We start from the raw sequence: 16,441 nt of genomic DNA, 5'->3' as shown, positions 1-16,441 counted from the left end.
CAACCCGGTGGCGATGGACGAAGGTCTGCGCTTCGCGATCCGCGAAGGCGGCCGGACCGTCGGCGCCGGCGTGGTGGCCAAGATCCTCAAGTAAGTCCACGGCCCGCGCGCCTGTCGCGCGCGGCGCCGGATCACTCTCGCCTCGCGGGGGTGACGATTCAAAGGCGGGCCGGCAACCCGGTCCGCCTTCGTCGTCTAAGGGGTATCCTGGGCGACGTGTTTCAACAGCCACACGCCAGTAGCTCAATTGGCAGAGCAGCGGTCTCCAAAACCGCAGGTTGGGGGTTCGAGTCCCTCCTGGCGTGCCATTTTTGCGGAGTCTTTTCCGCACGGGCCCTGGCGCAGCGCGGCCTGGCCTGCCAAACGAGCAGTCGCAACCGATGAGTCGCCGGGACTTGAACAGCAGAGTGGAACATTCGAAAGGCGCATCCTCCGCGGATTTCGCCAAGTACGCCGCGGCCGCGCTGCTGGTCGTCGCCGGCGTCTTCGCCTTCTACTGGTTCCAGGCGCAGATGGCCACGCCCGTGCGCAGCATCATCGTCGGCCTGTGCGTCGTCGGCGCCGCGGCGGTCTTCCTGACCACCGGCAAAGGCCATCAGACCCGCGAGTTCTTCTCGGAAACCCGTTTCGAGATGCGCAAGGTGGTCTGGCCGACGCGCCAGGAGGCGATGCGCCTGACCTGGATCGTCATCGTCGCGGTGATCCTCATCAGCCTGGTCCTGGCCGGTTTCGACCGGGTGATCCAGTGGCTCATCCAGCTCATCCTGCGGCAGTGACGGAGTAACGAACCTGATGGAAACCGAAGGCGTCAAGCGCTGGTACGTCGTGCATGCCTATTCCGGCTTCGAGAAGTCGGTGGCGCAGGCGCTGCGCGATCGCATCGCGCGGACCGGCATGCAGGACCGTTTCGGCGATGTCCTGGTGCCGACCGAGGAAGTGATCGAAATGCGCTCCGGCCAGAAGCGCCGTTCCGAGCGCAAGTTCTTCCCCGGCTACGTCCTGGTGCAGATCCTGACCTCGGACGAGGGCGGCATCCCGCGCATGGACAACGAAAGCTGGCACCTGGTCAAGGAGACCCCGAAGGTGATGGGCTTCATCGGCGGCACCGCCGACCGCCCGCTGCCGATCCGGGACGAAGAGGCCGCCGCGATTCTCGATCGCGTTCAGGAAGGCGTCGAGAAGCCGCGTCCGAAGGTGCTGTTCGAGGCCGGTCAGATGGTCCGCGTCATCGATGGCCCGTTCAACGACTTCAACGGCGTCGTCGAGGAAGTCAACTACGAGAAGAGCCGGCTGCGCGTCGCCGTGCTGATCTTCGGCCGCTCGACCCCGGTCGAGCTGGAATTCGGTCAGGTCGAGAAGGCCTGACCCGCGTCGCGCCCGGATGTGACGGGCGCGCGAAACCCTGCTATAGTGCACGGCTCACTGTCCGGTCGAGCCGGGCAAGCGCACAGGCCGCCGCATGGGCGGCCTTTGTCGCGGATGGACAACGTGAAGCCGGGACACGTGATTTTCCCGGCCCGATGGGGAGCCTGAGCACCAGGCGTTCGCACCCGGAGAGCACACAATGGCAAAGAAAGTCGTCGGTTACATCAAGCTGCAGGTGAAGGCCGGTCAGGCCAACCCCTCGCCGCCGGTCGGTCCCGCGCTGGGTCAGCGTGGCCTGAACATCATGGAGTTCTGCAAGGCGTTCAACGCAGCGACCTCCAAGCTCGAGCCGGGTCTGCCGACCCCGGTCATCATCACCGCGTACTCCGACCGTACGTTCACCTTCATCACCAAGAGCACGCCGGCCACGGTGCTGCTGAAGAAGGCGGCGGGCGTGAGCTCGGGCTCCAAGCGTCCCAACACCGAGAAGGTGGGCAAGGTCACGCGTGCCCAGCTCGAGGACATCGCCAAGGCGAAGGAGCCGGATCTGACCGCAGCGGATCTGGATGCAGCAGTGCGCACCATCGCGGGCTCGGCCCGTTCGATGGGCCTGACGGTGGAGGGCTGAGACCATGGCACAGACCAAGCGACAGAAGCGGCTGCAGGCCGCGGTGCAGCCGGGCAAGAGCTACGGCATCGATGACGCGCTGAAGATCGTCAAGGACAACAGCAACGCCAAGTTCGCCGAGGCCGTGGACGTCGCCGTCCGCCTGGGCGTCGATGCGCGCAAGTCCGACCAGCAGGTCCGCGGTTCGACCGTGCTGCCCGCCGGCACCGGCAAGAGCGTCCGCGTCGCGGTGTTCGCCCCGGCAGGTGCCAAGGCCGACGAGGCGCTGGCCGCCGGTGCCGACGCCGTCGGCATGGACGACCTGGCCGAGAAGATGCAGGCCGGCGACATCAACTACGACGTCGTGATCGCGACCCCGGACGCGATGCGCGTCGTCGGCAAGCTCGGCACGCTGCTCGGCCCGCGCGGCCTGATGCCCAACCCGAAGGTCGGCACGGTGTCGCCGAACCCGGGCGAGGCGGTCAAGAACGCTAAGGGCGGCCAGGTCCGCTACCGCACCGACAAGGCCGGCATCATCCATTGCACGATCGGCAAGGCCGACTTCGACGCCGACAAGCTCAAGGAAAACCTGCAGGCGCTGCTGGCCGACCTGGTCAAGGCCAAGCCGGCCACCGCCAAGGGCCAGTACCTGCAGAAGATCTCGCTCAGCTCGACGATGGGTCCGGGCGTGATCGTCGACCAGTCCACGCTGAGCATCGCGCGCTGATCGATCGGTGATATCGCGCGTCGCCCCGTCCGCGGGGCGACGCCACTTTTGGGGGCATCGCGACGGACCTGTTGTCCTGCGCGGCGCCGTCAAAGACCGCAGGCGCGGTCTGGATCGACGTGGCGACGGGCATCGGATGCGCCCAATTGGCAAGGAATCGCCGCCACCGAGGATCGAGAGCGCTTAATCCCGAGGTGTCCTCACCAGAGGGCCTGCGCAGATGGTGATGCCCTTTCTGGAGTTTTCTGGTTCGACATGCGTCCAGCCAGGCAGGAAAGGCCACCACCGGGATGCTTCGCGCATCCCCGGTCTCCCAGGGACGGGGGCCGCTCAGGACCGCAAGCGGCAGGAGCCGTGAGCGGAGTTCACAACGAGGAGTGATGAATGGCTCTCAATCTGTCCCAGAAGCAGGAAGTTGTCGCCGAGCTGGCACAGGTCGCCGCGAACGCCCACTCCCTGATCGCCGTCGAGTACCTGGGCACCTCGGTCAGTCAGCTGACCGCGATGCGCAAGAAGGCTCGTGAGACCGGTGTGTACTTGCGTGTTGTCAAGAACACCCTGGCCGCGCGTGCCGTGGAAGGTACCGAGTACGAGTGCGCCAAGGACTCGCTGTCCGGCCCGCTGCTGTACGCGTTCTCGACCGAGGAGCCCGGCGCTGCCGGTCGCCTGATCAAGGAATTCGCCAAGACCAACGACAAGCTGCTGCCCAAGCTGGTCGTCGTGGAAGGCCAGCTGTATCCGGCCAGCCATGTCGACGTGCTGGCGTCGCTGCCGACGCTCGAGCAGGCGCTGTCCATGCTGGCCCGCGTGCTCTCCGAGCCCGCCGCGATGTTCGCCCGCGCCGTCAAGGCCGTCGGCGACAAGCAGGGCGGTGGCGAGGACGCGCCGGCCGAAGCTGCTGCCGAAAGCGCGACCGAAGCGACGGCGTAAGCCCGACCTGCTGGTCCAACGAACCCAATCCCAGAAAACTTTTCAAAGGTAATCACAATGTCCCTTACCACTGAGCAGATCGTCGACGCCATCGCCGAGAAGTCCCTGATGGAAGTGATGGAGCTGGTCAAGGCCATCGAAGAGAAGTTCGGCGTCTCCGCTGCCGCCCCGGTCGCCGCTGCCGCCGCCGCTGCCGGCCCGGCCGCCGCTGCCGAAGAGCAGACCGAGTTCACCGTCATCCTGAAGGCTGCCGGCGACAAGAAGGTCGAGTCGATCAAGGTCGTCCGCGCCATCACCGGCCTGGGCCTGAAGGAAGCCAAGGACCTGGTCGAAGGTGCGCCGAAGGAGATCAAGGAAGGCGCGACCAAGGAAGAAGCCGAGAAGATCAAGAAGGATCTCGAAGCCGCTGGCGCGACCGTCGAGATCAAGTAAGCGGCACCATGGCATCGCAGCACATGCTGACGATGCGCCGGGGCCGGGGGCGAAAGCTCCCGGCCCTTGGTCGTTCCGGAAACCGGACGGCCTGAACAGACAACGACGCAGTTGTCAGTGGGTAGTAGCGGGAGAAGGCGTGCTGGTGCCGGCAATACCAGCGACTACCCAGTGGCAACTCATGTTCCCGGATCGCCAGTCGGTCCACCGATCCATCGAGGCGTACTCCCCATGACGACGTCCCAGCTCCAGTCGACCCCGCACCAGGCGAACTACTCGTTCACCGAGAAGAAGCGCATCCGCAAGAACTTCGGCAAGCGCCGGCAGATTCTCGAGGTGCCGTTCCTGCTGGCCATCCAGGTCGACTCCTATCGCGAGTTCCTGCAGGCCGACCGCGACCCCGCCAAGCGCGAGGACCGCGGCCTGCACGCCGCACTCAAATCCGTGTTCCCGATCGTCAGCTACAACGGCTATGCCGCGCTGGAGTACGTCGGCTACAAGCTCGGCGAACCGGGGTTCGACGAGCGTGAATGTCGCAACCGTGGCCTGAGCTACGGCGCCCCGCTGCGCGTGACCGTGCGGCTGGTGATCTACGACCGCGAGTCGTCGAGCAAGGCCATCAAGTACGTGAAGGAGCAGGAGGTCTACATGGGCGAGATCCCGCTCATGACCGACAACGGCACCTTCATCATCAACGGCACCGAGCGCGTCATCGTCTCGCAGTTGCACCGCTCGCCGGGCGTGTTCTTCGATCACGACCGCGGCAAGACCCACAGCTCGGGCAAGCTGCTGTACTCGGCCCGCATCATTCCCTACCGCGGCTCGTGGCTGGACTTCGAGTTCGACCCGAAGGACGCGCTGTTCACCCGTATCGACCGCCGCCGCAAGCTGCCGGTGTCGGTGCTGCTGCGCGCGCTCGGCTACAACAACGAAGAAATGCTCAACGAGTTCTTCGAGATCAACAGCTACCACATCCTGCCCGAGGGCGAGGGTGTGCAGCTGGAGCTGGTGTCGGAGCGTCTGCGCGGCGAGACGTTGAACTACGACCTGCTCGACGGCGAGAAGGTCATCGTCGAGGCCGGCAAGCGCATCACCGCGCGCCACGTCAAGCAGCTCCAGGCCTCGGGCATCACCGCGCTGGCGGTGCCGGACGACTACCTGGTCGGTCAGATCCTGTCGCATGACGTCATCGACCCGTCGACCGGCGAGCTGGTCGCCACCGCCAACGATGAGATCTCGCTCGAGACCCTCGAGGCGCTGCGCAAGGCCGGTATCGAGACCATCGGCACGATCTGGGTCAACGACCTCGATCGCGGTCCGTACCTGTCCAACACCCTGCGCATCGACTCGACCAAGACCCAGCTCGACGCGCTGGTCGAGATCTACCGCATGATGCGTCCCGGCGAGCCGCCGACCAAGGACGCCGCGCAGAACCTGTTCCACAACCTGTTCTTCACCTTCGAGCGCTACGACCTGTCGGGCGTGGGCCGGATGAAGTTCAACCGCCGTCTGGGCCGCAAGGAAGTCACCGGTGCGCCGGTGCTCTACGACGCGCGCTACTTTGCCGAGCGCAAGGACGAGGACTCGGTCAAGCTGCGCGAGCAGTACGGCCAGACCTCCGACATCCTCGATGTGATCCGCGTGCTGACCGAGATCCGCAACGGTCGCGGCGTGGTCGACGACATCGACCACCTGGGCAACCGCCGTGTGCGCTCGGTCGGTGAAATGGCCGAGAACGTGTTCCGCGTGGGCCTGGTCCGCGTCGAGCGCGCCGTGCGCGAGCGCCTGACGATGGCCGAGGCCGATGGCCTGACCCCGCAGGAGCTGATCAACGCCAAGCCGGTCGCGGCCGCGGTCAAGGAGTTCTTCGGCTCCTCGCAGCTGTCGCAGTTCATGGACCAGAACAACCCGCTGTCGGAAGTCACGCACAAGCGTCGCGTCTCGGCGCTGGGCCCGGGCGGTCTGACCCGCGAGCGCGCCGGCTTCGAAGTGCGCGACGTGCATCCGACCCATTACGGCCGCGTGTGCACCATCGAAACCCCGGAAGGCCCGAACATCGGCCTGATCAACTCGCTGGCGACGTTCGCGCGCACCAACAAGTACGGCTTCCTCGAGACCCCGTACCGCAAGGTCGTCGACAGCCGCGTCACCGACGAGATCGAGTACCTGTCGGCGATCGAAGAGAACGACTACGTCATCGCGCAGGCCAACGCCGTCCAGGACGAGAACGGCGTGATGACGCAGCAGTTCGTCGACTGCCGCTTCCAGGGCGAGTCGCTGCTCAAGCCGCCGGCCGAGATCCATTACATGGACGTCTCGCCGATGCAGACCGTGTCGGTCGCCGCGGCGCTGGTGCCGTTCCTCGAGCATGACGACGCCAACCGCGCACTGATGGGCGCCAACATGCAGCGCCAGGCCGTGCCGACGCTGCGTGCGCAAAAGCCCCTGGTCGGGACCGGCATCGAGCGCGCCGTGGCGCGCGACTCGGGTGTGACCGTGAACGCCCGCCGTGGCGGCGTGATCGAGCAGATCGACGCCGGTCGCGTCGTGGTCAAGGTCAATGAGGACGAGATCTCCGGCGAGCACGATGCCGGCGTCGACATCTACAACCTGATCAAGTACACGCGCTCCAACCAGAACACCTGCATCAACCAGCGTCCGCTGGTGAACGTGGGCGACGTGGTCGCGCGCGGCGACGTGCTGGCCGACGGTCCTTCGACCGACATCGGCGAGCTGGCGCTGGGCCAGAACATGCTCGTCGCGTTCATGCCGTGGAACGGTTACAACTTCGAAGACTCGATCCTGCTGTCGGAGCGCGTCGTCAAGGAAGACCGCTACACGACGATCCACATCGAAGAGCTGACCGCGGTCGCCCGCGACACCAAGCTGGGACCGGAGGAGATCTCCGCCGACATCCCGAACGTGTCGGAGAACGCGCTCAACCGTCTCGACGAGTCGGGCGTGGTGTACATCGGTGCCGAAGTGCGCGCCGGCGACATCCTGGTCGGCAAGGTCACGCCGAAGGGCGAGAGCCAGCTGACGCCGGAAGAGAAGCTGCTGCGCGCGATCTTCGGTGAGAAGGCCTCCGACGTGAAGGACAGCTCGCTGCGCGTGCCGCCGGGCATGGACGGCACCGTCATCGACGTGCAGGTCTTCACCCGCGACGGCATCGAGAAGGACAAGCGCGCCAAGCAGATCGAAGAGTCCGAGATCAAGCGCGTCAAGAAGGACTTCGACGACCAGTTCCGCATCCTCGAGTCGGCGATCTACGCGCGTCTGCGCTCGCAGATCCAGGGCAAGGTCGCCAATGGCGGTCCGGGCCTGAAGAAGGGCGACACGGTGTCCTCGCTGGTGCTCGACGGCCTGAAGAAGTCCGACTGGTTCCAGATCCGCATGAAGGACGAGGACGCGGCCGACGCGATCGAGCGCGCGCAGAAGCAGATCGACGCGCACCAGAAGGAATTCGAGCGCCGGTTCGCCGACAAGCGCGGCAAGATCACCCAGGGCGACGACCTCGCGCCGGGCGTGCTGAAGATGGTCAAGGTCTATCTGGCCGTGAAGCGCCGCATCCAGCCGGGCGACAAGATGGCCGGCCGTCACGGCAACAAGGGTGTCGTGTCGACCATCGTGCCGGTGCAGGACATGCCCTACATGGCCAACGGCAACACCGTCGACATCGTGCTCAACCCGCTGGGCGTGCCGTCGCGTATGAACATCGGCCAGATCCTCGAAGTCCACCTGGGCCTGGCGGCCAAGGGCCTGGGCGAGAAGATCCAGCGGATGCTCGATGCGCAGGCCAAGGTCAACGAGCTGCGTGCGTTCCTCGACCAGATCTACAACCACGACAAGTCGGTGGCCGCACAGCGCGTCGACCTGTCGCAGTTCAGCGATGAGGAACTGTTGACGCTGGCCGGCAACCTGACCGACGGCGTGCCGATGGCGACCCCGGTGTTCGACGGCGCCGCCGAGTCGGAGATCAAGGCGATGCTGGAACTGGCGGACCTGCCGACCAGCGGCCAGACCCGCCTGTTCGACGGCCGCACCGGTGAAGCGTTCGAGCGCGAGGTGACCGTGGGCTACATGCACATGCTCAAGCTCAACCACCTGGTCGACGACAAGATGCACGCGCGCTCGACCGGTCCGTACTCGCTCGTCACCCAGCAGCCGCTGGGCGGCAAGGCGCAGTTCGGCGGTCAGCGGTTCGGCGAGATGGAAGTCTGGGCGCTGGAAGCCTACGGCGCGGCCTACACCCTGCAGGAAATGCTGACGGTGAAGTCCGACGACGTGCAGGGCCGCAACCAGATGTACAAGAACATCGTCGACGGCGAGCACGAGATGGTCGCCGGCATGCCCGAGTCGTTCAACGTGCTGGTCAAGGAAATCCGCTCGCTGGCGATCAACATGGAGCTGGAGGAGCACTGAGGCAGGGCGTCTCGTCGCGCGGCGCATGTGAGCGCGCCGCGCGCGACAACGATCCATCCCGCCCCAGGTTCCCCATTCCCGGAGTAAAGACATGAAAGACCTGCTCAACCTCTTCAACCAGCAGCGCCAGATCCCGGACTTCGACGCGATCAAGATCGCGCTGGCCTCGCCCGACCTGATCCGTTCGTGGTCGTTCGGCGAAGTGAAGAAGCCCGAGACGATCAACTACCGTACGTTCAAGCCCGAGCGTGACGGCCTGTTCTGCGCGGCGATCTTCGGTCCGATCAAGGACTACGAGTGCCTGTGCGGCAAGTACAAGCGCATGAAGCACCGTGGCGTGGTGTGCGAGAAGTGCGGCACCGAGGTCACGCTGGCCAAGGTGCGCCGCGAGCGCATGGGCCACATCGACCTGGCCTCGCCGGTTGCCCATATCTGGTTCCTCAAGTCGCTGCCCTCGCGCATCGGCCTGATGCTGGACATGACCCTGCGCGACATCGAGCGCATCCTGTACTTCGAGGCGTTCGTCGTCACCGAGCCGGGCCTGACCCCGCTCGAGCGCGGCCAGCTGCTCAACGAAGAGCAGTTCCTGCAGATGCGCCAGGAGCACGGCGACGACTTCGACGCCGCGATGGGCGCCGAGGCGGTGTTCGACCTGCTGCGCACGATCGACCTGCAGGCCGAGATGGCCCGCCTGAAGGAAGAGATCGCCGCGACCGGCTCGGAGACCAAGCTCAAGCGTCTGACCAAGCGCATCAAGCTGGTCGAGGCGTTCATCGATTCGGGCAACCGTCCCGAGTGGATGATCATGACCGTGCTGCCGGTGCTGCCGCCGGATCTGCGCCCGCTGGTGCCGCTGGACGGCGGCCGCTTCGCGACCTCGGATCTCAACGATCTGTACCGCCGCGTCATCAACCGCAACAACCGCCTGCGTCGTCTGCTCGAACTCAATGCGCCCGACATCATCGTGCGTAACGAGAAGCGCATGCTGCAGGAATCGGTCGATGCGCTGATGGACAACGGCCGTCGCGGCCGTGCCATCACCGGTACCAACAAGCGCCCGCTCAAGTCGCTGGCCGACATGATCAAGGGCAAGCAGGGCCGGTTCCGCCAGAACCTGCTGGGCAAGCGCGTCGACTACTCGGGCCGTTCGGTCATCGTGGTCGGCCCGACGCTGCGCCTGCACGAGTGCGGCCTGCCGAAGAAGATGGCGCTGGAGCTGTTCAAGCCCTTCATCTTCGCCAAGCTGCAGCGCCGTGGCCTGGCCACGACGATCAAGGCGGCCAAGAAGCTGGTCGAGCGCGAAGAGGCGGAAGTCTGGGACATCCTCGAGGAAGTCATCCGCGAGCACCCGGTCATGCTCAACCGTGCGCCGACGCTGCACCGCCTGGGCATCCAGGCGTTCGAGCCGGTGCTGATCGAAGGCAAGGCGATCCAGCTGCACCCGCTGGTGTGTACCGCGTTCAACGCCGACTTCGACGGCGACCAGATGGCCGTGCACGTCCCGCTGAGCCTCGAGGCCCAGCTCGAAGCGCGTGCGCTGATGATGGCGTCCAACAACATCCTCTCGCCGGCCAACGGTGAGCCGATCATCGTGCCGTCGCAGGACGTCGTGCTCGGCCTGTACTACATGACCCGTGCGCTGGAGAACATCCCGGGCGAGGGCATGGTGTTCGCCAACATCGCCGAAGTGCGTCGCGCGTTCGACAACAAGGCCGCCGGCCTGCACGCCAAGATCCGTGTCCGCATCAACCAGACCGTGATCGGCGAGGATGGCTCGCGCGAGAAGGTGACCTCGATCGTCGAAACGACCGTGGGTCGTGCGCTGCTGCTGGAGATCATGCCCGACGGCCTGCCGTTCGAGCTGGCCAACGTCGAGCTCAACAAGAAGAACATCAGCCGGCTGATCAACGCCTGCTACCGTCGTCTGGGCCTCAAGGACACGGTCGTGTTCGCCGACAAGCTGATGTACACCGGCTTCGGCAACGCGACCCGTGCCGGCGTGTCGATCGGCATCAACGACATGACGATCCCCAACGAGAAGAAGGGCATCCTGGCCGAAGCCGAGACCGAGGTGCTGGAGATCCAGCAGCAGTACCAGTCGGGTCTGGTCACCGCCGGCGAGCGCTACAACAAGGTCGTCGACATCTGGTCGCGCACCAACGAGCGCATCGCCAAGGCGATGATGGACGCGATCGGCACCGACCACGTGACCAACGCCAAGGGCGAGACGGTCGCGCAGAAGTCGATGAACTCGCTGTACATCATGGCCGACTCCGGCGCGCGTGGTAGCCAGGCGCAGATCCGTCAGCTGGCCGGTATGCGCGGCCTGATGGCCAAGCCGGACGGTTCGATCATCGAGACGCCGATCATCGCGAACTTCCGCGAAGGCCTGAACGTGCAGGAGTACTTCAACTCCACGCACGGTGCCCGTAAGGGTCTGGCCGACACCGCGCTCAAGACCGCGAACTCCGGTTACCTGACCCGTCGCCTGGTCGACGTGGCCCAGGACGTGGTGATCACCGAGGTCGACTGCGGCACGCTCGACGGCCTGACCATGACCCCGATCGTGGAAGGCGGCGACGTGGTCGAGCCGCTGCGCGACCGCGTGCTGGGTCGTGTCGTGGCCGAGGACGTGTTCCTGCCGGGCAACGACGAGGATCCGATCGTCACGCGCAACACGCTGCTCGACGAGCAGTGGGTCGTGCGTCTGGAAGAGGCCGGTGTGCAGTCGATCAAGGTCCGCTCCACGATCACCTGCGAAAGCGCGTTCGGCGTGTGCTCGAGCTGCTACGGCCGCGACCTGGGCCGTGGCCACCTGGTCAACCAGGGCGAGGCCGTGGGCGTGGTCGCCGCGCAGTCGATCGGCGAGCCGGGTACCCAGCTGACGATGCGCACGTTCCACATCGGTGGTGCGGCGTCGCGTGCGGCCGCCATCGACAACGTGACGGTCAAGACCACCGGCTCGATCAAGTTCAACAACCTCAAGTTCGTGACCCACGAGAGCGGCAACCTGGTCGCGGTCTCGCGTTCGGGCGAGCTGTCGGTGCTCGACGGCCATGGCCGCGAGCGCGAGCGCTACAAGCTGCCCTACGGCGCGATGATCACCGTCCGTGACGGCGATGCGATCAAGGCCGGCCAGACGGTTGCGAACTGGGATCCGCACAACCACCCGATCGTGTCGGAAGTGGCGGGTTTCATCCGCTTCGTGGACTTCGTCGAGGGCGTCACCGTCATCGAGAAGACCGACGAACTGACCGGCCTGGCGTCGCGCGAGATCACCGATCCCAAGCGCCGCGGCTCGCAGGGCAAGGACCTGCGTCCGATCGTGCGGATCGTCGACAAGGCCGGCAACGACCTCAACATCCCGGGCACCGACCTGCCGGCGCAGTACCTGCTGCCGCCGCGCTCGATCGTCAACCTGCAGGACGGCGATGCCGTCGGCGTGGGCGACGTGGTGACCAAGGTGCCGCAGGAAGCGTCCAAGACCCGCGACATCACCGGTGGTCTGCCGCGCGTGGCCGACCTGTTCGAGGCCCGCAAGCCGAAGGACCCGGCGATCCTGGCCGAGAAGTCGGGCATCGTCAGCTTCGGCAAGGACACCAAGGGCAAGCAGCGCCTGATCATCAAGGGTGCCGACGGCGAAGACCACGAGGAGCTGATCCCCAAGTACCGCCAGATCATCGTGTTCGAGGGTGAGCACGTCGAGAAGGGCGAGACCGTGGTGGACGGCGAGCCGAGTCCGCAGGACATCCTGCGCCTGAAGGGCGTCGAGGAGCTGGCGTCGTACCTGACCAAGGAAATCCAGGACGTCTACCGGCTGCAGGGCGTGAAGATCAACGACAAGCACATCGAGGTGATCGTTCGCCAGATGCTGCGCAAGGTCGAGATCACCGATGCCGGCGACAGCCGCTTCCTCCATGGCGAGCAGGCCGAGCGCCAGCGCGTCATCGAGGACAACGCCAAGCTGATCGCCCGCAACGAGCTGCCGGCCAAGTTCGATCCGGTCCTGCTGGGCATCACCAAGGCCTCGCTGGCGACCGAGTCGTTCATCTCGGCGGCCTCGTTCCAGGAGACCACCCGTGTGCTGACCGAGGCGGCCGTGCGCGGCACGCGTGACAGCCTGCGCGGTCTCAAGGAGAACGTGATCGTCGGTCGTCTGATCCCGGCCGGTACCGGCCTGGCCTACCACACCCAGCGTCGCCGGGCGGCGTCGGGCCTGACCGAGTCCGAGATGGACACGCTGTCGGGCGGTTCGGTGGCCGAGGACGTGGTCGAGACGGCGGCGCCGGTGGCGCTGTCGCCCGATCAGGTCATGCTCGAGGACGCCCCGGTGTCCCAGGTGGCTGACAGCGACGAGAACGCAGGCTAAGATAGCCCACCTTTGGCGGCCCTTCGGGGCCGCCCAGACTCCGAAATGAGGCGCAGGACGCGGCTCGTATTCGGTCCAGGACGGACGGGACGCGTTGTAGGCCGGGTCGACCCTGTGGGCGGCCGGCGGCAGTAGAGCTTGCGTTGACGCGTTGCGTCAGCGCGGGCTATACTTTTTCGTCTGGCAGACGGCATGTTCCGTCTGCCTTCGTTTTCACCGGGCCCCGGCCCGATCCACAGACCAGAGACTGATGGCAACGATCAACCAGCTGGTGCGGAAGTCGCGCAGCCCCGAAACCTACAAGAGCACTTCGCCCGCGCTGGCGAACTGCCCGCAGCGCCGTGGCGTCTGCACCCGCGTCTACACCACGACCCCGAAGAAGCCGAACTCGGCGCTGCGCAAGGTCGCCAAGGTCCGCCTGACCAATGGCTACGAGGTCATCTCGTACATCGGCGGCGAAGGCCACAACCTGCAGGAGCACTCGGTGGTGCTGATCCGCGGCGGTCGCGTCAAGGATCTGCCGGGTGTGCGTTACCACACCGTTCGCGGTTCGCTCGACGCTGCCGGCGTCGCGAAGCGCAAGCAGGCACGTTCGAAGTACGGCGCAAAGCGTCCGAAGGGCTGAGGATTAGAGAATGTCGCGTAAAGGAAACACCCCGCAGCGCTCGGTGCTGCCCGACCCGAAGCATGGCAGCGAGACGATCGCCCGCTTCATCAACATGGTCATGAAGAGCGGCAAGAAGTCGGTCGCCGAGAAGATCGTCTACGGTGCGATGGACGTCATCGGCGAGAAGAACCCCGAAGCGCTCGAGCTGGTCGAGAAGGCGCTGGGCAACGTTTCGCCGGCCGTCGAGGTCAAGTCCCGCCGTGTCGGCGGCGCGACCTACCAGGTGCCGGTCGAAGTGCGTGCCTCGCGTCGCATGGCGCTGGCGATGCGCTGGCTGATCGAGTCGGCGCGCAAGCGCGGCGAGAACAGCATGCCGCGCAAGCTCGCCGCCGAGCTGATCGACGCCTCCGAGAACCGGGGCGGCGCGATCAAGAAGCGTGAAGAGACCCACCGCATGGCCGACGCCAACAAGGCGTTCGCGCACTACCGCTGGTAAGCGGACCCGCGGGCTCCGGTTGAACCCGGGGCCCGCTGGCACCATTTCAGGTGCCTCCAGGCGGTCATCGACCGCACGCAGGACCGACAAGCCGCCGCAAGGCGGCATTCGTCCATTCAAGCGATTTCATCGCGAAGGCGCCCAGGCTCTGTCGGGTCCTTCCATCCAAACGAGAATACTGACGTGGCTCGCACGACTCCCATCGAACGCTACCGCAACTTCGGCATCATGGCTCACATCGATGCCGGCAAGACGACCACTTCCGAGCGCATCCTGTTCTATACGGGCAAGAGCCACAAGATCGGCGAGGTGCACGACGGCGCCGCGACCATGGACTGGATGGAGCAGGAGCAGGAGCGTGGCATCACGATCCAGTCCGCGGCCACCACCGCGTTCTGGAAGGGCATGGACAAGTCCTTCCCCGAGCACCGCTTCAACATCATCGACACCCCCGGACACGTCGACTTCACGATCGAGGTCGAGCGCAGCCTGCGCGTGCTCGACGGCGCAGTGTTCGTGCTGTGCGCGGTCGGTGGCGTGCAGCCGCAGTCGGAGACCGTGTGGCGTCAGGCCAACAAGTACCACGTGCCGCGCATCGCGTTCGTCAACAAGATGGACCGCACGGGCGCCAACTTCCTCAAGGTCCGCGACCAGCTGAAGGCGCGCCTGGGTGCGGTGCCGGTGCCGATGCAGGTGCCGATCGGTGCCGAGGACGGCTTCGAGGGCGTGGTCGACCTGCTGAAGATGAAGGCGATCCACTGGGACACCGCGTCCCAGGGTCTGAACTTCGAGTACCGCGACATCCCGGCCGAGCTGCAGGCGCAGGCCGAAGAGGCGCGTGCCTTCATGGTCGAGTCGGCCGCCGAAGCCAGCGAAGAGCTGATGGACAAGTACCTGGAGAGCGGTGAGCTGTCCGAGGACGAGATCGTCAACGGCCTGCGCGAGCGCACGCTCAAGACCGAGATCGTGCCGATGTTCTGCGGTACGGCGTTCAAGAACAAGGGCGTCCAGGCGATGCTCGACGGCGTCATCAAGCTGCTGCCGTCGCCGGTCGACGTGCCGGCGGTCAAGGGCGTGGACGTCGACGACGAGACCAAGGAGCTGTCGCGCGAGTCGAGCGACAAGGCCCCGTTCTCGGCGCTGGCGTTCAAGATCATGACCGACCCGTTCGTGGGTTCGCTGACGTTCTTCCGCGTCTACTCGGGCACGCTCAACGCCGGTGACCAGGTCTACAACTCGGTCAAAGGCAAGAAGGAGCGCATCGGCCGTCTGCTGCAGATGCACTCCAACAACCGCGAAGAGATCAAGGAAGTGCTGGCCGGCGACATCGCCGCGGCGGTGGGCCTGAAGGACGTCACCACCGGCGACACGCTGTGCGCGCAGGACGCGCCGATCGTGCTCGAGCGCATGAGCTTCCCCGAGCCGGTGATCTCGATGGCGGTCGAGCCCAAGACCAAGTCCGACCAGGAGAAGATGGGCCTGGCGCTCGGTCGCCTGGCGCAGGAGGATCCGTCCTTCCGCGTGCGCACCGACGAAGAATCGGGCCAGACGATCATCTCGGGCATGGGCGAGCTGCATCTGGACATCATCGTCGATCGCATGAAGCGCGAGTTCAACGTCGAGGCCAATGTCGGCAAGCCGCAGGTGGCCTACCGCGAGACGATCCGCAAGTCGGTGAAGTCCGAAGGCAAGTTCGTGCGCCAGTCGGGCGGTAAGGGCCAGTTCGGTCACGTGTGGCTGGAGATCTCGCCGCAGGAGCCGGGCACCGGTTACGAGTTCGAGAACGCCATCGTCGGCGGCGTCGTGCCCAAGGAGTACATCCCGGCGGTCGACAAGGGCATCCAGGAAGTGCTGGCCAACGGCATCATGGCCGGCTACCCGATCGTGGACGTCAAGGTCCGTCTGGTCGACGGCTCGTACCATGAAGTCGACTCGTCGGAAATGGCGTTCAAGATCGCCGGCTCGATGGGCTTCAAGGAAGGCTTCAACAAGGCCAGCCCGGTGCTGCTCGAGCCGATCATGAAGGTCGAGGTCGTCAGCCCCGAGGACTACCTGGGCGACGTGATGGGCGACGTCAGCCGCCGTCGCGGCATCCTGCAGGGCCAGGACGACAGCCCGTCGGGCAAGATCATCAACGCGATGATCCCGCTGGGCGAGATGTTCGGTTACGCCACGCAGCTGCGTTCGATGTCGCAGGGTCGCGCGACCTTCACGATGGAGTTCGACCACTACGCGGAAGCGCCGGCGAACATCGCCGAGACCGTCACCAAGAAGTAAGCGTGATTCGTGACGCGGGATCCGTGATTCGAGAGAACACGGGTCCCGCTTTTCACCGATCACCAATCACCAATCACGAATTACGGAGTTATTACGATGGCAAAGGGTAAGTTTGAGCGCACCAAGCCGCACGTCAATGTCGGCACGATCGGTCACGTCGACCACGGCAAGACGACGCTGACGGCGGCGCTGACGAAGATCGGCGCTGA

Annotated in this window: 12 protein-coding genes, 1 tRNA gene and 1 pseudogene; all 14 read left to right on the top strand. The window is 65.6% G+C overall.

The features are described from left to right. Nucleotides 1–94, top strand: a pseudogene (locus FHW73_RS17215) (elongation factor Tu); the annotation flags it as partial. 138 nt (nucleotides 95–232) lie between these two features. Then, nucleotides 233–308, top strand: a tRNA-Trp gene (locus tag FHW73_RS17210). A gap of 87 nt (nucleotides 309–395) precedes the next feature. Continuing rightward, nucleotides 396–776 carry a preprotein translocase subunit SecE gene (secE, locus tag FHW73_RS17205; protein ID WP_183427984.1) on the top strand — a complete coding sequence of 127 codons (381 nt, stop codon included), beginning with the start codon at nucleotides 396–398 and terminating at the stop codon, nucleotides 774–776. A gap of 16 nt (nucleotides 777–792) precedes the next feature. Beyond that, nucleotides 793–1,365 carry a transcription termination/antitermination protein NusG gene (gene nusG, locus FHW73_RS17200; protein ID WP_183427983.1) on the top strand — a complete coding sequence of 191 codons (573 nt, stop codon included), beginning with the start codon at nucleotides 793–795 and terminating at the stop codon, nucleotides 1,363–1,365. A gap of 199 nt (nucleotides 1,366–1,564) precedes the next feature. Beyond that, nucleotides 1,565–1,993 (top strand): 50S ribosomal protein L11, encoded by a 429-nt coding sequence (gene rplK, locus FHW73_RS17195; protein WP_183427982.1) that lies wholly within the window; start codon nucleotides 1,565–1,567, stop codon nucleotides 1,991–1,993. Nucleotides 1,994–1,997: 4 nt separating this feature from the next. After that, on the top strand, nucleotides 1,998–2,699 hold the full coding sequence (rplA, locus tag FHW73_RS17190) for a 50S ribosomal protein L1 (protein WP_183427981.1): 702 nt from the start codon (nucleotides 1,998–2,000) through the stop codon (nucleotides 2,697–2,699). A 384-nt stretch (nucleotides 2,700–3,083) separates the two neighbouring features. After that, nucleotides 3,084–3,629, top strand: a complete 546-nt coding sequence (gene rplJ / locus FHW73_RS17185) for a 50S ribosomal protein L10 (RefSeq protein ID WP_183427980.1) — start codon at nucleotides 3,084–3,086, stop codon at nucleotides 3,627–3,629. Between the two features lie 57 nt (nucleotides 3,630–3,686). Then, the gene (rplL, locus tag FHW73_RS17180) at nucleotides 3,687–4,061 is read left to right on the top strand and encodes a 50S ribosomal protein L7/L12 (RefSeq protein ID WP_183427979.1); all 375 of its coding nucleotides are present in this window, start codon (nucleotides 3,687–3,689) and stop codon (nucleotides 4,059–4,061) included. 231 nt (nucleotides 4,062–4,292) lie between these two features. After that, entirely contained in the window at nucleotides 4,293–8,483 is a 4,191-nt protein-coding gene (gene rpoB, locus FHW73_RS17175) for a DNA-directed RNA polymerase subunit beta (protein ID WP_183427978.1), read from the top strand. A gap of 91 nt (nucleotides 8,484–8,574) precedes the next feature. Continuing rightward, on the top strand, nucleotides 8,575–12,852 hold the full coding sequence (gene rpoC / locus FHW73_RS17170; protein ID WP_183427977.1) for a DNA-directed RNA polymerase subunit beta': 4,278 nt from the start codon (nucleotides 8,575–8,577) through the stop codon (nucleotides 12,850–12,852). 250 nt (nucleotides 12,853–13,102) lie between these two features. After that, entirely contained in the window at nucleotides 13,103–13,477 is a 375-nt protein-coding gene (gene rpsL, locus FHW73_RS17165) for a 30S ribosomal protein S12 (protein WP_183427976.1), read from the top strand. A gap of 10 nt (nucleotides 13,478–13,487) precedes the next feature. Then, a complete protein-coding gene (gene rpsG / locus FHW73_RS17160) occupies nucleotides 13,488–13,955 on the top strand; it encodes a 30S ribosomal protein S7 (RefSeq protein ID WP_183427975.1) in 468 nt (155 codons plus the stop codon). Between the two features lie 183 nt (nucleotides 13,956–14,138). Continuing rightward, nucleotides 14,139–16,232, top strand: coding sequence for an elongation factor G (gene fusA / locus FHW73_RS17155; protein ID WP_183427974.1), 2,094 nt, complete (start codon nucleotides 14,139–14,141; stop codon nucleotides 16,230–16,232). A 96-nt stretch (nucleotides 16,233–16,328) separates the two neighbouring features. Further along, nucleotides 16,329–16,441 (top strand): GTP-binding protein (locus FHW73_RS17150; protein ID WP_017356361.1); only part of this gene is annotated, 113 nt, incomplete at its 3' end.

Source organism: Luteimonas sp. RC10, from assembly GCF_014192745.1.
In the GTDB taxonomy this organism is placed as follows: domain Bacteria; phylum Pseudomonadota; class Gammaproteobacteria; order Xanthomonadales; family Xanthomonadaceae; genus Luteimonas.
The sequence above is the reverse complement of the archived record's forward strand: the minus strand, read 5'-3'. Positions and strand labels throughout refer to the sequence as shown.